The sequence below is a fragment of the Acinetobacter sp. YZS-X1-1 genome (genome assembly GCF_000804305.1).
GTDB classification, from domain to species: Bacteria; Pseudomonadota; Gammaproteobacteria; order Pseudomonadales; family Moraxellaceae; genus Acinetobacter; species Acinetobacter variabilis.
On record NZ_JWHB01000029.1, the window covers coordinates 11,005 to 28,037 of the forward strand.

Annotated in this window: 14 protein-coding genes; 3 read left to right on the forward strand and 11 right to left on the reverse strand. The window is 35.1% G+C overall.

What is annotated here, in order from left to right:
* Positions 1 to 32: 32 nt before the first annotated feature.
* The 3 genes from dptG to RJ01_RS13155 are packed head-to-tail and all read left to right on the forward strand — an operon-like array spanning position 33 to position 6,858.
* Entirely contained in the window at positions 33 to 1,304 is a 1,272-nt protein-coding gene (gene dptG / locus RJ01_RS13145; RefSeq protein WP_227504437.1) for a DNA phosphorothioation-dependent restriction protein DptG, read from the forward strand.
* Entirely contained in the window at positions 1,285 to 6,516 is a 5,232-nt protein-coding gene (dptH, locus tag RJ01_RS13150; protein WP_034171422.1) for a DNA phosphorothioation-dependent restriction protein DptH, read from the forward strand. The genes dptG and dptH overlap by 20 nt, the downstream gene beginning before the upstream one ends.
* 12 nt (positions 6,517 to 6,528) lie before the next feature.
* Positions 6,529 to 6,858 (forward strand): hypothetical protein, encoded by a 330-nt coding sequence (locus tag RJ01_RS13155; RefSeq protein ID WP_034171423.1) that lies wholly within the window; start codon positions 6,529 to 6,531, stop codon positions 6,856 to 6,858.
* Positions 6,859 to 6,863: 5 nt separating this feature from the next.
* Here RJ01_RS13155 and RJ01_RS13160 read toward each other — a convergent pair whose 3' ends face one another.
* The 11 genes from RJ01_RS13160 to RJ01_RS13210 all read right to left on the reverse strand — a co-directional run bounded on the left by RJ01_RS13160 (position 6,864) and on the right by RJ01_RS13210 (position 17,001).
* Positions 6,864 to 8,117 (reverse strand): DGQHR domain-containing protein, encoded by a 1,254-nt coding sequence (locus RJ01_RS13160; RefSeq protein WP_034171424.1) that lies wholly within the window; start codon positions 8,115 to 8,117, stop codon positions 6,864 to 6,866.
* 16 nt (positions 8,118 to 8,133) lie between these two features.
* The gene (locus RJ01_RS13165; RefSeq protein WP_034171425.1) at positions 8,134 to 8,652 is read right to left on the reverse strand and encodes a hypothetical protein; all 519 of its coding nucleotides are present in this window, start codon (positions 8,650 to 8,652) and stop codon (positions 8,134 to 8,136) included.
* Positions 8,653 to 8,843: 191 nt separating this feature from the next.
* Positions 8,844 to 9,152 (reverse strand): DNA sulfur modification protein DndE, encoded by a 309-nt coding sequence (gene dndE, locus RJ01_RS13170; protein ID WP_264673493.1) that lies wholly within the window; start codon positions 9,150 to 9,152, stop codon positions 8,844 to 8,846.
* A gap of 31 nt (positions 9,153 to 9,183) precedes the next feature.
* On the reverse strand, positions 9,184 to 11,187 hold the full coding sequence (dndD, locus tag RJ01_RS13175; RefSeq protein ID WP_034171427.1) for a DNA sulfur modification protein DndD: 2,004 nt from the start codon (positions 11,185 to 11,187) through the stop codon (positions 9,184 to 9,186).
* Entirely contained in the window at positions 11,184 to 12,677 is a 1,494-nt protein-coding gene (gene dndC, locus RJ01_RS13180; RefSeq protein ID WP_034171428.1) for a DNA phosphorothioation system sulfurtransferase DndC, read from the reverse strand. Before dndC ends, dndD begins: the two co-directional genes overlap by 4 nt.
* A complete protein-coding gene (dndB, locus tag RJ01_RS13185; RefSeq protein WP_034171429.1) occupies positions 12,678 to 13,793 on the reverse strand; it encodes a DNA sulfur modification protein DndB in 1,116 nt (371 codons plus the stop codon).
* 193 nt (positions 13,794 to 13,986) lie between these two features.
* Positions 13,987 to 14,733 (reverse strand): ATP-binding protein, encoded by a 747-nt coding sequence (locus RJ01_RS13190; protein ID WP_034171430.1) that lies wholly within the window; start codon positions 14,731 to 14,733, stop codon positions 13,987 to 13,989.
* Positions 14,734 to 14,743: 10 nt separating this feature from the next.
* On the reverse strand, positions 14,744 to 15,280 hold the full coding sequence (locus RJ01_RS13195; RefSeq protein ID WP_034171431.1) for a DUF1376 domain-containing protein: 537 nt from the start codon (positions 15,278 to 15,280) through the stop codon (positions 14,744 to 14,746).
* Between the two features lie 69 nt (positions 15,281 to 15,349).
* On the reverse strand, positions 15,350 to 15,598 hold the full coding sequence (locus RJ01_RS13200) for a hypothetical protein (protein ID WP_034171432.1): 249 nt from the start codon (positions 15,596 to 15,598) through the stop codon (positions 15,350 to 15,352).
* Positions 15,591 to 16,772: a site-specific integrase gene (locus tag RJ01_RS13205; protein WP_034171433.1), complete on the reverse strand. Its 1,182-nt coding sequence runs from the start codon at positions 16,770 to 16,772 to the stop codon at positions 15,591 to 15,593. The genes RJ01_RS13200 and RJ01_RS13205 overlap by 8 nt, the downstream gene beginning before the upstream one ends.
* 19 nt (positions 16,773 to 16,791) lie before the next feature.
* Entirely contained in the window at positions 16,792 to 17,001 is a 210-nt protein-coding gene (locus RJ01_RS13210; RefSeq protein WP_000122748.1) for a hypothetical protein, read from the reverse strand.
* Positions 17,002 to 17,033 lie beyond the last annotated feature (32 nt).

The following is a 17,033-nucleotide window of genomic DNA, read 5'->3' on the forward strand; positions in this document are numbered from 1 at the left end:
ATCTTGATCTTAAGGTAGATACTAGGACTAGTATGGCTTCATTTTATCCAATTAGAACACAAGAAAATAGTGATGATTTTAATTGGAGTATTATATCGGGGTTATTTTTAAGTAATTTATATGGTTTGAATTTCACTGAAAAAAAATCTTCAGAAATTCGCGATCAATTAGAAAGTTTTGAAAATATATGCGAGGATGAGTTTAAAGTTTTACTTAGTAGTGATGATGCTTGTTCTTTCATTAAGCAAATTTATTTCAATGGAAAAAATATTGCCAAAGTTTCACCTAAGCTGAGTATATATTCATTAGCAGATAATGTAGATAACTCTGCAGTGGAGAAAAGAATAGTGTCCTTAATGAAAACATTATTCTCCAAAGATAAAATTTATGAAGATAATGTGCCAAACCTCAATTTCATTGAAAATAAAATCAATGAAGTATTCAATACATATTTTCCAACAAAAAAACCTAATACTGCAGATGTAATAAGTTATTTACCTAAAATATCAAATATATTTTCTAAGGATTTAGATTTTTTAACGACTAAATCAAAATATTTTTTAGAAAATATACAGTTATTTTTAGAACTATATATGTTCATCTACACCTCTCAATTGTCTTTATCTATCAATGGGTGGAAAGAAGTTAAAGAGCCTTCAGTGAAGGAATGCTATTTTATTTTAGATAGTGAAAAAGCTAGTAGAGAGAGGGTTTGCCTGCAAAGAGGTTATAAGCAAGTAGAGAAAAGTTTAGAGTCAATTTTTCCTATACTAGCTCTAACTGAGAGTTTACAAACGAATTTAGAAAAGAAGATACCTCTTTGGGCGTTAGTTCAACAGCTTACTGAAGAGCATTTTTATCCTCTTAAGCAATATTGTTATGATTTTGCAGCAGATAGAGAACTGCCGCTATCCATTGAGGAGTTTCATGATTGTATCGATATCATGAGTGAACTTCAGTACTTATTTAAAGAACAATTTGCAAAAGGACAGACAAGGGCAAGTGCGGGAAATAAGGTTGTTAATACAATTAAATATAAAATTTTAAAACCTTTTACTCAAACACGGGGCAGTGCGGGAACAATTTTTGTTTTAAATCAGGAATATCTTTTACTTTTAACTAATATAGCGATTGGCGAAAGAGAAAAATTACGACTTTATGAAATTATTGATGAATTCAAACAGAGAGGCGTCTTCTTCGATAAAGAAAGTCAAAAGGCCTTAGTCGAATTTTACGAGAGACTAGGTAATGTTGAAAAAATGAGTGATAGTGGGGATGCGATCTATGTCAAAAAAACAATATGAAGATTTTTTAGTTGAATTATTTTTTGGATGGGCTGAAGATCATTTAAAAGTAGGTGAAAAGTTACATTTTAAATCCCCAGATGATAATAATAGTTTAGAGTTATATGAGGCTTTTAAACGTAGAGCTACTTCTTGCATTATATTGGAAGAAGAAAAAATTATTTATTTCGAAATAAATAATTTTAAAGTAATTCCAGTTTTACATTCAATGGTTGATCCTGGTTATTCTGAGAATTATATTTCTTTAATTAGGGATTTGGTTTCTGGTCAGAAAAATGATTTTAAAAATAGTATTCTATTGATTATTCATAATTCATCATTAGATACACTTAATAATTCATCAAAAGATTTGAGTTTAACTAATAATATTTGGAACCCTAAAGAAATCTATGCTGCATTAGAAAAATATATTACAACTAGCTCACTCAAAGATAATGAAATTTCCAAACATCTTTTAAATCACCAGTTTGATTTAATTCAAGCAGATGGTGCAACAATGTTTGGTTTTAGAGAGCTTTTTAAAGCAGTCCAAGATGGTAAAATAGATTTTAATGAATTAGGATATCTGAATGATACTACAATGGTATCATGGAGTAATTCAAAAGATGATCAAATCGAGCGCCGATTAAATGAGAATAAAAGATTAAAGGATCAAATTGATTATATTTTTGAACAATTCCCTACTGAGTATAAAGAAAAATTAATTGAGCTAGATTTTAGTGAGCGTTTTATAGATCAATATTTTCCTTCCAATGATTCAGATAGCTGGAAATCTAAGTTGGATTATGGAAGTTGTCTTCAAGAACAGAAAAAAAATATTTTAGATTTAATTACTTTTTCTGATTGTAAAGTTAATGAAGGGAAAATTTATAAACGTGTAAGAGAGAACTCTACACAAAAAAATACTTCTGCATCTCGTGATCATCACTTGATAATTGAAGTCCCTCTGCGTGTTAAAAAAATTCAAATTGATCTTAATTTTGAAAATGGTGAATTAGCAGCTAAAGATGTTAAATTTGGAAAATATAAAAATATTATAACTGGAAAAGTAAAAAAGCGTCAGGGTAAATCGATTGTTGAGCTTGAGGCGGATTTTGATAATGAGATTCAATTTTTAAATATTGAGATAAAGAGGCCTAAACCTAAGGAATGTTTTAAATTCAGAGTATTACTTATTCCTGAAAATACTTTTTCTATTAGTTCGTTAGCTACTAAGTTTTTAATAAGCCCTCGAAAAGAGAATTTAATACTACAGACTGATGAATCTATTTTTCAATTTGATATAAATAATGTAAATACTTACACGTTGAAAAAATCTTCAGAAATTATAGATATTAATCAGTATGGGGCTGTTAATTATGAAGATTTGTTACTTACAGAAGATTTTATCAATTTTTCATTAAAAAACTCTGATCATATTCTCAATTTTGAAATTCAAGGTATTGTATCTGTAAGTTCTTTAAAACTTCCACTGATATTTAATCAAGAACTTTATAGTCACTTTTTTGACGAAGAAGTTAATGGCATATATAACTCATCTAGTTCTAAAATTTCCTTATTAGGTAGAGAATATAAAACAAGATATGAGTATAAAAAGTTTCTTGATTATGAGCTAGATTTCATTGAAAAAGGACTACTATCAAATGTAATAGGTGAGCGATCACAAATTAGTATTGATGAACTTAATTCAGCTTATCCAAGATTAGCGGAGGTGTATAGAGAGTTATTTACCTACCTAAAGGAGAAAATGACACTTTTAAGTTTAGTTTCTTGGGGAAATGACTTTTTAGAAATTGTAGAAAAATTAGTTAATGAATATGTTGATTTGATTAATAATATTCAAACAGCTAAGCTGCTTTCAAAAGATGAAAAAATGCTTGTTAACCTAGGTTTTTCTTTAATAGATGATCAAGAATATTTAACGCCTTTTCATCCAATTAATCTTGCATATTTCTTGACACTAGTAAATAAATGTCAGCAAGACTTTTCTAATTCATTTACTCAGTTATCTTCTACTACAATCCGTCGCTTAAATGCAGAAGGGTTAATTCCATTTAATTGGCATGCCTCGAGTGAGCATAGGTTCAGTTATAGTCAGGTAGTTGCTGAGCACCCTATGTGGATTGAAGTCATTCCTCAAAAAGATAATTTACTCAGCTATACACAGCCTTTAGTACGACAAAAGACTAGTGAATTTGTTGAAGCCTTTAAGGTTTTATTTAGCCAGGGTGACAGAGATACTTTACTAATTAATTCTATTCATAATGGTGATAATAAAGATCTTTTCCTTGGACTTATTGGTTTTATAAAAAAACATAAACAGAAAAATATCCCAAATATTCATGTAAGTATATACGATGATAAATTGAATAATACATACTTTGATATTGTGGCAGATTCTATTAGTCAAAAGGAGCTCAAGAGTTTATGCAAGTTAAGTCCTAATGATGCTGATGCAGATCAGATTACAGATATTGTTCGTCGAAATATTACATATAGTAAATTTGAAATTGCAAAAGTTGAGGCTTTTAATTATTCACATATTTCTTTTGTCCGTAATAATACACCAGTAAAAACCGCCCCTGTTGATTTAATTGAAAGTAAAACTGGAATAGCTTGTCATGGGCTATTGGCGGGGGAAACCTCTTACCATGAGCAAGGAACATATTTCACAACGGCAGGACTAAAGTATTTCCCCGATTTAAATAATCCCGCTATTCAAATTGTCAAACGTTACAGTGCTCTAAGTTATTCAGCATGGGAAAATCAAAATTTTTATGAATCAAACGGATTATCATTAAAAGTAACTAGTGACCTGCAACAATTATTAGAAAAATCTTATGAAGATAGCTTATGGACTGTAATTATTGATCCAAAAGTGACATTGGATTTCTTCAAATCTCAACAGGATGTTGTATTAATTCATTATTCAGATAATTACACCAATTCTTCAAATTATGATGCTATTACTGTTACGAAACGAAGAGACTTGTATGATCAAATTTTAGGTCAGGGTAAAGTAGGACGTATAGATGAGTTTAATGCATTTAATGGTGAGTGGTTGCTTAAGATGCTTACCTTACCTGAAAAGGAGCGTCGAGAAAAAGCAAGCATAATTGCTGCTTATAAATATGTGAATTGTCTGTTAATTAATAGTGATATTACTTGGGTACCTTTAAGCGTTGCTGAAATGGTTCGTATTTCTGGCAATATTGGCCTAAAAATGAGTGAATCAGATTTCAGTACTTATTGCCAAGGTCTCAAGTACGGTGTCATGTCAGATGATGTCTTATTTGTGGGTTTTAAAGATCAGCAGATGTATCTACTTCCTTTAGAAGTTAAAGTTGGACAAAAGCAGAGACATGATAAAGGTATTGAGCAAGCTAAAAAACTTAAAGGCTATTTAGAAAATGTTCTTTTCGGGCGTCAAGATTTAGTAGGTCATCTATATAGAGGTCTATTTATTAAACAAATTATGATGCAGGTGGAAAAGTATCAACTGTATAAAATATATAGTGATAATTATTTCGAATCACTTTTAAAAGACCGTGAAATTTTGCTACAAGGAGATTATAAGCTAGCGGATATTCAAGGGTATATAAAGGGATTCGTAGTTGCATTTATTGAAAATGATACTTTCTTCCAAGAGGATTTTACAGTTATTGATAATATTCTAATGGCTAAAATCCCTGGGCCTTGCCAGAATAAATTTATATCCACCCCATTGCGAGAACTATTAGAAAATTGTGAATCAGAAGATTTAATTAATATTCCTGAAAAGTTTATTTTAAAGGGAAATACTTTATTTAAGGAGATCATGGTTGATTCAAATACTCAACAAGTTGATCCTAATCTTATTTCTGATCCTATAGGCGACCTCTCTGAGGTTGAAGAAATTACAGATGATGAAGCGTTGGAAGGAGATGATACGAGCCAACTTGACAAATTCGGAATAGCAGTCCAGCCTGAGCCTGAGCCTGAGCCTGAGCCTGAGCCTGAGCCTGAGCCTGAGCCTGAGCCTGAGCCTGAGCCTGAGCCTGAGCCTGAGCCTGAGCCTGAGCCTGAATCCCAAGAAGCATTGCGAATACATTTTGGTGAAAATGTTCTCAATAATCAGCAATTATATTGGGAACCAACCAATACAGCTAAGTTTATGAATACTAATACAGGGATTATTGGTACGATGGGGACAGGTAAAACGCAATTTACCAAGTCACTTATAACTCAGTTGATACAGAATCAAAGTAATAATGTAAATGCAGCATCTATTGGTATGTTGATTTTCGATTATAAGTCAGATTATGTAGATGCTAAATTTACTGAAATTAATTCAGTAAAACGACATAAGCTTTATAAGTTACCTTATAACCCATTGAGCCTATTTGGTGATACACCAATGTTGCCTGTTCATACAGCTCGTGGTTTCTCAGATACTATGGCTAAAGCTTTTGGGTTGGGTGTTGCACAACAAGCGACTTTACGTAAGCTCATTTTGGATGCTTATGAGGCTGTTGGTATTGATCGAGCAGACTCAGCAACTTGGTATTTAGATGCTCCTACTATTAAAGACGTATGGGATTTATATATAGCCACTAACCCTACAATTGATTCTTTATATGCAGCGCTTGAAAGTTTAAATGAACTAGAGATATTTGAATCAATTAATAGTAGATGTTCGAGCTTATATGATTTGCTAGATGGTGTTTTGGTTGTTGAGTTAGCAGGATATCCACTACAAGTACAAAGTTTAGTTGTCGCTTTAACTTTAGATTTATTTTATGCACAAATGCAGAAAAAAGGTAAACCTCATGTTGAAGGTGATTTTAGACAACTTACCAAAATGATTTTGGTTGATGAAGCTGATAATTTTATGTCGCAAGACTTTCCAAGTTTGCGTAAGATTTTAAAAGAAGGGCGTGAATATGGGGTGGGTATAATTTTATCTACGCAGGATATTAGCCATTTTAAAACGGGTGAGAATAATTATTCTGACTATATTCTTACTTGGGTGGTGCATCGCGTTGCACAAATTAAAAATGCTGATATTAGTGCACTTTTTAATGTAACAAATAAAGCTGATCAAGAAAGTTTGATGGAGACCATACGGACTTTAGATAAACATTATAGTTTATATATAGATGGTAAGAAGAAAGTTATAAAAATGAAAGACAAGGCCTTTTGGGAGCTTTGTCAACAGCTCAAAGTTTCATAGGGAAAATTAGCAATGAGTAATTGTGGATTTTCAATAAGTGAAGTCCAATTACGTAAACAACAAATTTCTGCAGCTAAAAAAGCTGCAGAAATTGTGACATTACGTGAGTGGTATAATTCAACTCAGCATGGTTATGAGCTAGAAGAATACTTTAAGCATTATTCTAATTTAGGAAAATTGGGTAAGGAGCTTCATAAGCGTGGGGTAAAAAGGGTCACAGAGCTTTATCAAGAACCTGATAGAGGCTCTTTTATTGAAGCGACTTTTGTAAGAAGTGATTTAGATCTTTCGGGGCCACTGTGCGCTTTAGCCTGCGTGTTTGATAAAATAAGAAAAGCCTGAATTATTCAGGCTTTTCTTATTTTTAATTTTTTCTCTAGTGCTTCACGAATTTCCTTTCTTCCTGATCCAGAAGCATTTCTATAAAGTTCATCAGCGAAATTTATATTTTTTGCGGGGGAGAGTAATGCTTCAAAATATTGCGGACGAATATCTCCACCATCAATAGCATCTTTGCTGACTTGCTTTAAAATATCAAATAACGCTTGAATACCTATAGTCTTGGTGATGAATGAACTTGGTAAAGCATTTTTCCAAAGTATGTTTTGGCATGCTTTAAAAAAGTTCAGCACAACATGGAATAATATTTTATCCTCGCACTCAATATATAAATCTCGAAGAGGGGAATTATCTGTTCTCGTATCATCTTCTAAGGTGTATCTTTTTTTCTGCTTATCACCACTAAGTAAGAAATTGGTATCCTTAGTTGGATTGCTTGAAAAGAGCTTCATGATGCCCTCAACAACAGCTGCTGTAGAAATACTCCAATCTTCTTTATCTGTTTTGTCCTCTTGATAGGGTTTGATTTTTATTCTATTAAAAAAAGGTGATTCCTCCAATATTGCAAGTCTTCTTGTAAAAAATACTGCTAGTCTATCAGGGCTTAGATACTCTAAATCCTCATCTGAAATATTATAGCCATATAAGTCATAAGTTAAACTTTTATCAACTTGCTTTTGTTTTGAGTTAATAGTGGCAAAAATTTGAGCCTGATAAGGTTTGGGTAAATCAATGTAGACAGAGCATAGAAGCTCCATATCTAAACGTTTTGAGTTTTTAAGATGATCTTTTGAAAATCCAAAAAGTCTATGTTGACCATCAATAATTGCTGCTAATTTATTTGGTGTTGGAATAGTTAGTATATGGAAAGTTAAGTCAGAGTTTGGATTTTGTATTTCAGTAATTGTCCATTCTGCTGACTTAAGATTTTCATTAAAATTAGCAGAGTTTAGTGAGTCATTCTTTTCAGATTCGAGATATTCGTTCAGGGTGTAACCCGACTCATGATAATTAGCAGCAAGGATAATAGAGTTTGGGAAAGCTGAATCGTTTCTATCAATATATTCACTAATTTCTTTTAAGCGGATCTTGTTTAAAGCTCGTTGAGTTCCTACAAGATCATATCCATCTTGTGTTTTTTTCGCTTGAACATGATCACTAAAGCAGGTTTCTAGTAAAACTTTGGCGGGGAGAGATACAGCGAAAAAAGTTGCCATAGGTTGTTCGATTTTTATTGCGGGAACTTTGATGGGAAATTTCATTTTTAAAAGACCTTAATTACATTTTGACTTTACGTTTTCTTGATTGTGGTAACTCAGTTTTAGGATTCGGTCCTAAGGCCTGAGGATCAAAATCATAGAGATCATCATTTAATGAAAGTTGTATCCAGGTTATCCATAATGTAATAAAAACCATGACCGCTGTGAAAAAATATAAATCCCAATCTTGGGTTTTAAACGTTGTACCTATGAGCTCAAAAAATATATAGCCTGCCAAAGCCACGAAAAGACCTAATAGACCTTTAGCAGGTTTTGAAGGAACTTTACTAAAAAGTAGTTGTAGATATGCACTACTAATTAAAGGAGGGGTGAGAAGAATAAAAGCGTTAAATAGGGCTTGATAATCGGAGTTTTTAACGTTTCTCCATTCGTACCATACTCCTAATGAACCGAAGATAAGAATTGCAATTGTAAAAAATAACCAAAAGGTTGGGTGCTTTATAGGATTTTTTGTTTGTTTCCAAACAAAGCTAAAGCCTTCGAGGAAGCCATTAAAAGTCTCTTTTGGGGTGGTCATAATATATTCTTAGCACTATGATTCATCATTAACTTATGACAAAAATCATAAATTTTTTTAGTTAGTAAAGTTGACTGTAAAATATATGATTTATGGAATTTTTTCTATATTTATATCTGAAATTTGGTCTTTAATATTTATATTCGATTAGACATCAATTATAGGCAAGCCGTAAAGACTTGCCTTTTAATTTATATATTAGCAATTAAACTTTCAGAAGATTTATAGCGTACAGACATAGCACCAACCCCCCTATGAATATGCCCACGCATACGATCAAGAAGTACTTTATTTTCTAAAGGTTCTGCTTGATTGTCTTCTACATATCTTAGAAGTGATAAGAATAAATCTGTATTTTCACCTGTTAACGTATAGGCATTAAACTCAGAACCATCCTCATTTGGTAGAGGAATATTACCTAAAGGACCTTCTTCTAATGACATCATGAGTGCAATACGACAAAGCAGGTTTGGTGTTAAACCAGTACGTTGTTTCAGCATACGAAGGCGAGTGGTTGCCTCAGATGAAATTTTAAGCTTGCTGTAGTGCAATTCTTTTCTCCGTATTCGTACGTTTTAAATCAGTAAAATAACCTGGCAATGCTTGAGTTGAGGCTAACTCATGATTGTATTCAAGTAAGTAACTTTCAGAGATGAACTCATCTAGCTGATTTACATAGAGATCATCGATTTCTGTATCAGTAGAAAGAATAATGACTTGATGACTCACATGAGGGAAGTAGAACTTCATCAGGTTATCGCGGTGTTCACGGTCTAGACGGCCAAGTGGCGTATCGACGATCATTGGAAGATGACGTCCGCTTGTTTTAGCCAAAGACCATAACATCGCAATCGCATAGATCTGTTTTTCACCAGCCGATAGAGCAGATTTCTCAACAACTTTCCCATTGGTTTTAATTAAACGCGTGTTAAAGGTTTTCGCATCAATCTGTAAATCAGTAATGAAATTACGTTTACGTAGTAACGAGTTGAAAATTTCTACAAAGTTTTGGCGAACCTGAGTAATTTTCTGTTCAAGTAATGCAATTTCAAAATCAATAAGAGCCTTAATACCTTTTGCCGCCAATGAGTTTTTATGATTTTGTAGTTCAAACTCCGCAACTGCTTCACTAGCTGACTTTAAGTTCCGTTCGGCTGTTACAACCTCCCAGCTGGTCTTACGACGTTCCTCATCTTTTTGATTCAAAATAAGATCAAGCTCACCCAGTTTACGTTCTTTCTGTAATAACTCATCAAGGTAGGCGTTAGAGTCTTCTGCATTCTCTGCACGAGCAATTGAAAACTCTGTTGCTTCTTTTTCTTGATTTAAGTATGTAAATCGTTCGTATAAGGTTTGAACTTGTTTTTTAACTTCAGTATCTAAGCTCAATAGTTTGACTAAGGTTTGCTTAGGCTCAGTTAATTCAGTGAACGCTTTGTGTGAACTTAACTGTGGTTGCGAGTTAAAGTAACTCGCAAGGAACTCATTCAGATTTTCCCAATGATCTTCTTTCCAGAGATCTTTTTTCTGGATTGAACTATTTTGGAATGATGTAAGTGCTTGTTCAAAAAGTTGATGATTTGAAGATTGATCTGCTGATGAACCTTCTAACTGTTTTGTAAACTTAGCTATGAGTTTCGGTGCAAATAAGAAAGGGATTAATCCATTTGCTAAATTAATTAGCTCTTGTTTGCAGACATTAATGTCTTTATTAAGTTGAGAAAGTTTAGCTTTGAGTTGGTCATATTCCAATGCAATAGCACCACCTTCTGACACAAAACGAAGTCTTTGACGTTCAATATTTTTTAATAATGCTTGATGTTCAAACTTAATTCGAGCGTACTCATTGTTTAATAGCTCTTCTTGTAATTTGAACTGCTCTACTTGCTGGGCAAGAAAATCAACATCATTGTTTCCCGCTTCATCAGATTTATTACGGCTTAAATATGAATGTAAATCCAGGCGTAACTTTTCGATTAAATCAATGCCTAGTAGATTTTTAATAGAGTCTGATAATGCAGCATTGTTGTCCTCTGCAATATCTTGAATTTTTTCACCATCAAAGAAAAACAGTTGAGAAACCCCAATTGGGATCAATTCTAGTAGAAAATTTTCCCATTCTTGCTTTGGTACAGAGGTGACGGTCTTACCATTCTTTTGCAAATCTAAACTTTCATGTATTTGGTGATCGGACCCAATTACCCACGAACGATAAACTGTAAACTCAGCCGGGACACTGCCTTCCGTATAAATGAACTTGAGTTCAATATTAGAGGTGCGTTCAGGGTGATTTTGATTTGTCTTGCTTAAAAGATACTGATGATATTCTTTGTTGCTGATCCCTAAACCTAATGCACGCTTACCATACAAAGCTAAACGTACGGAGTCTAGGAATGTAGTTTTACCAGCACCATTACGACCCCCAATCAGAATAATTGGTCGATTGGAGATGGATGATTTTTTAGGTTCAAGTGAAAACTCAGTACGCTGACTATATAAACCAACATTATCTAAAATTAATGATTTGATAATCATGGATTAACTCCAGCGTTATTTAATAAATCTAACTGACCTGAAGAAATTTCTTCGGTGAAAGAAGATTCCTCATCATCTGTTTCAATGATTTCGTTAATGTCTTGATCAGAATTGCGAGCTACAAGAATTGTAGCTAAATCGCGCCATTCCTCATTAAGTACTTTACCTAATTGACTATGAATGTTATGGCGGCGTTTGAGACCATGGGAAGCTTTTTCAACTCCAATGAGTTTCACCATAAGTTCTGTTGGAATTTCATGTTTTTTGCAGATTGAATCAAGTAGAGAGAAGTCTTGGGTATTATATAAAACACTATCTTCAAGTTCCCAATCTAGTTCAACGCCTAATATATTTTTTACAATTTGCGGAACGGAATCAGTCCAATCCCCATTTTCGGAACGCCATAAACGTCGAATCTCATGCAACTCTGCTGGATGAATAAGGACAGGTGCTTCGCCAATCGGTGCTTCAGCTTGTACTTGTTTCTGAATTTCCAAAAGTTTTGTAAGAAGCTCTTTACGAAACTCAAGTTTGTAAGGACCAGGTACGAGCTTGCCATTTGCATGGTTAAATGCAACTTGACCGTTACGGCGTTTAAACTCCCGATAGATAAATTTTTTCTCAGGATTTTGAGTTGATGACAAGAGGTCACGATATTCAAGCAACGGCTCTAGCCATTCTTCACCAGATTCAACCATCGCTTCCATGGATTTATCTTGCTGAACTACTGTGCATACCCAACAACCAAAGCGGGAATTACCGCAACTAGGCGTTGTCTTATCCACGACAAGAGGGCATTCACCAGCTTGTGCATTGCGGTACATAGTGACGAGTTCACGATTGTCGTTATTCCACGGTGATTTATTCTGTAATAGAAAGTTCCATACATCATCTGTGGTAAAAGCTTCAATAGGAGCGAATACATAAGCATTTAGTAAAGACGAGTGTCTGGCAAGTTTTGTCCCTTTAATCTTGTGCATTGCGATTACTTGTGCACGTGTCGCACTTTCAGATGAACGTACACCTAACACAACGACAACTTCACCAAACTCTGCTACACGTTGGGTAATAAAGTCATTTGCTGGCTCAATCTTAAGTCGTTCAGTACACCATCGAAACTTATTACTTGGTGCAGGATAGCCGCGGCCAATCAAGTTCACCCAAAATGAACGTTCCACTCGAGGACTGACCTTTTGTACAATAAAAGGCATACCTTGTTCATCAGACTTGCGTTGAATATTTTCTAAGTTTTTATCAATGTAACGAACAATGATAGGAGTTTCGACAAGCGTATCTGAACTAATTACATACACGGGTTTTTGTCTTTGCTCAGCTGGAAGTTTTTCTAAAGCATTCCATACCAATTGCAATGCACAAGTCGAATCTTTACCACCAGAATAACCAACTACCCATGGTCTTTGATCGGATAAATAGACTTCTTGGATAGATTCATATACATCTTTTAGAGAATTGTTTTCAAAAAAGCTCATCTAGACCATCTCCTCATTAAGAGCATCTTGGCTTGCATGTAGTGAGTGAGTAAGTAGGTCTTCGACTCTTTGTGCTTCAATACTCAATGGAATTCCTAAAGTTTTTTGCATGTAGTTGGTGACCAAAACGAGGTTATTACGAGATTTATTTATTTTTCCTGCAACTAAAGCGCGGTTATTCCAGACTTTTAGGTTATTTCGAGACCATTCAATATGTATCAATTTACTGAGTTTAGACTCCCAGTTTTCTGAATACTGTGTGAGTAAAATATTGCCTAATTTACCGAGAGCTTGGATTGTAATGCCATGAGCATGGATATAACTATTCCTTAACTCAGCTGCCGTAACTTTACCTTCTAAAAGATTTAGCCACCCTGGAATATATTGAATTACACAGCTCCAGAATTTAGTCGCAATTATAATCTTTTCTTCATGAGTAGCTTCTTGTGGTAAATCATTTAATAGTTGTTTAGTTGCTTGATGTAAGGAGCTAAATGTAAATAAATTAGTTGTTCTGTTAGATAAACTAGACTTTTCAAAGTCGGTAAATTTGCGGAATAGTTCAATATTTTCAATTACTGCCTTAGTAATATGTGATTGTTCATCTCTATGGTTAAAAAGTAATTTAATTGATTGAGCTGGCTTTACTGCATGCATGTTTAGGTCAGCAAACATTTGCTGAGAACGTTTTAAGCCCTGATCAGCATAAACCACAACAGAAATAGTTTCATTTCCTAGATATGGACGATGCTTGAGAGCATCTTCTATAGCTGCTCTTCTATGTTGGCCATCATTAATTAAGACAGTAGCATCCATTGAAATTTTTAACTTACCCAAATTATTAGAAAGATCATTGGGCTCAAATACAACTTCTCCATCTACGCATGCACAGAGAGATGAAAGTATATATTCATCAGGATTATCAATTATATATCTGCTTATTTGAGGAATTCTTGTTTTGTTTAATGTGCGTTGGGCACGCATTGCTGGTGGTAATGAGTCATCATCAAATTTAAAAAATTTAGGTACAACTTTGAGAGGAACCATAATGATGTAAAAGGCTTTACGAGCCTGTAAGCCTTGTATTGCTATGAATTCGAACCAATTTCCGTCCATGCTAAGAAAATTTTAACCGCTAAAAAATAAAATTATATCAGCATATTGGCTTTTGGAAGTTAAAAAAATATATATGGAAGTTATTTTTTTTAATAATTAAACCTAGATCTGGTTAGATTGTATATATAAAATTCGTTTTTATTATAAAAAGCCAATCACCCTACTCTTAGGGTGATTGGCTATGCAGATTTTGTTACCCAGTTAATCTTCTGTCATCCCAATAACACGGCACTACAATCAAATTGTTTTCATGCAACCGTGACCATAATCGGACACCTAAATCCCGCTGCATATTCTGTAATGTGAAATTAGAAATTAGCAGCGTGGACTTCATATTGTCATAACGGCTATACAGAACCTTATGCACCATCTCCAGACGTTTCTCATGCCGGTCATGCAAGCCATATTCATCAATCACCAATAAATCAAAACTGGAGAAATGGTCGATGACTTCCTTTTCAGAGCGTGAAGCATCTGACCAGGTATCCATCATTTTTTGAGCAATTTCTGCACTTGTATAGTAGCGTGCAGATTTTGTACTATTATGCAGGATGTTGCGAATGATTGACGCACTCAGATGAGTCTTTCCTGTACCCGGTGTACCAATGAGCAGCAGGTTTGGATAATGGTCAGAAATAATCTGCTGTGCAAAAGCCTGACATAGTTTCATGGCATTGTCTTGAGCAGGACATGCAACTACATAATTCTTGAAGCCACGGTCCAGGTAGCGTTTATTGAGCCCTGAGTTTTTGATTTTCTGTTGCAGCAACCGTTGTTGCAGCTCATCTGCGTAGGCTGCATGTGAGTGATGGACCATTTCTTTTGCACACAATTTGCAAAGCCTGTGACCGGCGATTTCCATCAGGGGTATATGATGGGTAGGGCAGAGTGCTTCTGTTGTTTCTGCGCGAAACTGGAGCGTTTTAAGCATGGTATTCATGATCATTCTCCTAAATCCATTTTGAATTTTCTAAAAAACTCTCATTTTTTTCTTCAAAATTTGAAGATGAAGATGAAGATGAAGATGAAGATGAAGGGCATGGTTCAAGCATGACTTGAGTAATACTCGGGCTCTTCTCAGGAGCTGCTTGAGCATTTACTTTTCGTTGCTTGGCTGATGCTTGAGCATTACTTGCGGATTTCCCCCAACGTGCTTGAGCTGCATTTTTAGCTTTATCAGATTTCATTTGTTGATTTTGCAATGCCTGGCTTTTTAAACTGGTTAAAAAACTTGAATGAATTTGCTCAGATTCGATTTCAAACAATTCCAGGGCTATTAGCGTATTCAACAAAGTTTTAGCCTTGGTATGTTGCGATAATTTTGTGATGCTACATACTGTCGCTAGGTCATGAGGAATAGCACCGTTTTTCCAGAAATCCATCATTAACAGCAGTGCCGCACCAATTTGTTCTGCTGTCATTCGTGCAAATTTCGCCTGTAGGTCGCCAATATAGAGTGGCATCCAAATTGAAATATGTTTATGCATGTGTTCACCTTTTTATAGGTATAGAGGGGGCTAAGGTCATCAATTAGATAACCTTGTATATTTATTTGATCATGGAGCCAGGCTCATTAACCGGATGCGAGCCTGTCGGGCTAAATCATCGTAATGGGCTTGCCCTTCATCCAGCATTCGCTGTAACCAGAGTCTCAATGCTTGGTGATCATCGAAGCATTTATTGATTTCCAGCAAAAAGGCCAGATTGTGCAGTTTGGGAATGTGTAGCTCATGGATTAATTCACGAGCCACCATATCTGCTTCAGGACTGACGACCACACCACCAAAGAAAGCTTTACTATTCATGTGCAAGCTCCTCTGTATTTAGTCGCTCCAACATGGCTTCAAATGCACTGCCATCACGACGGGTAACATTGGGGATGTAACGGCTATAGACCCGGAATAGCATTTCAGTCGTTGAATGTCCCAATTGACGTGCGATCCATTCCGGATTTTCTCCTGCCGACAGCCAGAGCGTTGCTGCGGTATGACGTGTTTGATAGGCTCTTCTAGGCTTTAATCCCAGAAAGCGCAAGATCGGATGCCAGACACGTTTATTCACCAGACGATAATCGAGAGGTCCACCGTCACGATTACAGAATACAAACTCTGATTTACCATTATTTAAGCTTTTCTGTTGCAGAAAAGCTTGGTAAACCCGGTCATTCATCTGGATCGTGCGGTCAGAGCCATAAGTTTTGGTTCCACCAAGAACACCATTCACTAACGCTTCTCTGATATGGATTTCGCGACGCTGTAAGTCGATATTTTTCCATTGCAGACCATCGATTTCACTGGTACGTATACCCGTAAAAAAGCGAATGGTGTAATAGGGACGGAAGTCTTCACGCACCGTGGTAAGAATTTTATGCACCTCTTCCAGAGAAAAAGGTGTGACTTCAATCTTGCTTTCCTTCAGATTGTTAATATTTTTATAAGGCGACTCAAACTCGTATCGTTCAGCCGCATCATTGAGTATCATACGTAAAGGCGTCATGATTTGATTAATCCGCGATGCTTTCAGACTTGTTTGATCTTTTCCGTGTGTCACTTTGGCGAGGGAAGCACGGAAGTTCAGCAAGTCTGACTTCTTGATTTTCGAGAGAACCTGATTACCAAAAGCAGGAATCAAATAATTTTTAATAATAATTGAAACCTTTTGTTGATAAGAAGTTCTCCATTCAACTTGTTTTTGTTTAAACCACACTTCAGTAAACTCTTTAAAAAGAGGAACCTTAGTTTGTACAGCGATTTGCTGACTTCTTTTTTCCTTAAAATCATCGACACGTTTACTTTTTGGAAAGTACTTTTCGTATTCAAAAGTGCCCAGTGTGATTTCTGCCTCAAGCTGTTCGAGACGTTTTTTCAAAATGCGACGGTTATAGGCATTATCTTCAAGATTGGTTGTTTCTCTGCAACGAATGCCCATATAGCGAAAGTCGGCAATCAGTTTGCCACTTCGTTCCCGGATGGTAGCCATCAGTTAAACCTCCTAAGCCTTATTGCAAGGCATCCATGCTTAAACCAGTGAATTTAAGCATTTCAGTTTCAATACGTTCCCAAACAAAAAGAATTTTGCGGCCACCAAAAGGACGGATGTAGTGAACACCTTCAATGAAGACACTGTCTTTCAGCTGGTTGCGAATGGTACGAGCGTCGTACTGGATTTTTTCAGCCAGTTGCTGGGCTGTGAGATAGGTATATGACATAATTGTATTCCTAGCGTAATTCATCGGATGTA

What these genes read in the sequence shown, in the direction of transcription:
- RJ01_RS13165 (WP_034171425.1), bottom strand. Translation starts at nt 8,652, where the DNA reads ATGACCACCCCAAAAGAGACTTTTAATGGCTTCCTCGAAGGCTTTAGC.
- RJ01_RS13195 (WP_034171431.1), bottom strand. Translation starts at nt 15,280, where the DNA reads ATGCATAAACATATTTCAATTTGGATGCCACTCTATATTGGCGACCTA.
- RJ01_RS13160 (WP_034171424.1), bottom strand. Translation starts at nt 8,117, where the DNA reads ATGAAATTTCCCATCAAAGTTCCCGCAATAAAAATCGAACAACCTATG.
- dndC (WP_034171428.1), bottom strand. Translation starts at nt 12,677, where the DNA reads ATGAGCTTTTTTGAAAACAATTCTCTAAAAGATGTATATGAATCTATC.
- dptH (WP_034171422.1), top strand. Translation starts at nt 1,285, where the DNA reads ATGTCAAAAAAACAATATGAAGATTTTTTAGTTGAATTATTTTTTGGA.
- RJ01_RS13190 (WP_034171430.1), bottom strand. Translation starts at nt 14,733, where the DNA reads ATGAATACCATGCTTAAAACGCTCCAGTTTCGCGCAGAAACAACAGAA.
- dptG (WP_227504437.1), top strand. Translation starts at nt 33, where the DNA reads ATGGCTTCATTTTATCCAATTAGAACACAAGAAAATAGTGATGATTTT.
- dndE (WP_264673493.1), bottom strand. Translation starts at nt 9,152, where the DNA reads ATGCTGAAACAACGTACTGGTTTAACACCAAACCTGCTTTGTCGTATT.
- RJ01_RS13205 (WP_034171433.1), bottom strand. Translation starts at nt 16,772, where the DNA reads ATGGCTACCATCCGGGAACGAAGTGGCAAACTGATTGCCGACTTTCGC.
- dndD (WP_034171427.1), bottom strand. Translation starts at nt 11,187, where the DNA reads ATGATTATCAAATCATTAATTTTAGATAATGTTGGTTTATATAGTCAG.
- RJ01_RS13155 (WP_034171423.1), top strand. Translation starts at nt 6,529, where the DNA reads ATGAGTAATTGTGGATTTTCAATAAGTGAAGTCCAATTACGTAAACAA.
- RJ01_RS13200 (WP_034171432.1), bottom strand. Translation starts at nt 15,598, where the DNA reads ATGAATAGTAAAGCTTTCTTTGGTGGTGTGGTCGTCAGTCCTGAAGCA.
- RJ01_RS13210 (WP_000122748.1), bottom strand. Translation starts at nt 17,001, where the DNA reads ATGTCATATACCTATCTCACAGCCCAGCAACTGGCTGAAAAAATCCAG.
- dndB (WP_034171429.1), bottom strand. Translation starts at nt 13,793, where the DNA reads ATGGACGGAAATTGGTTCGAATTCATAGCAATACAAGGCTTACAGGCT.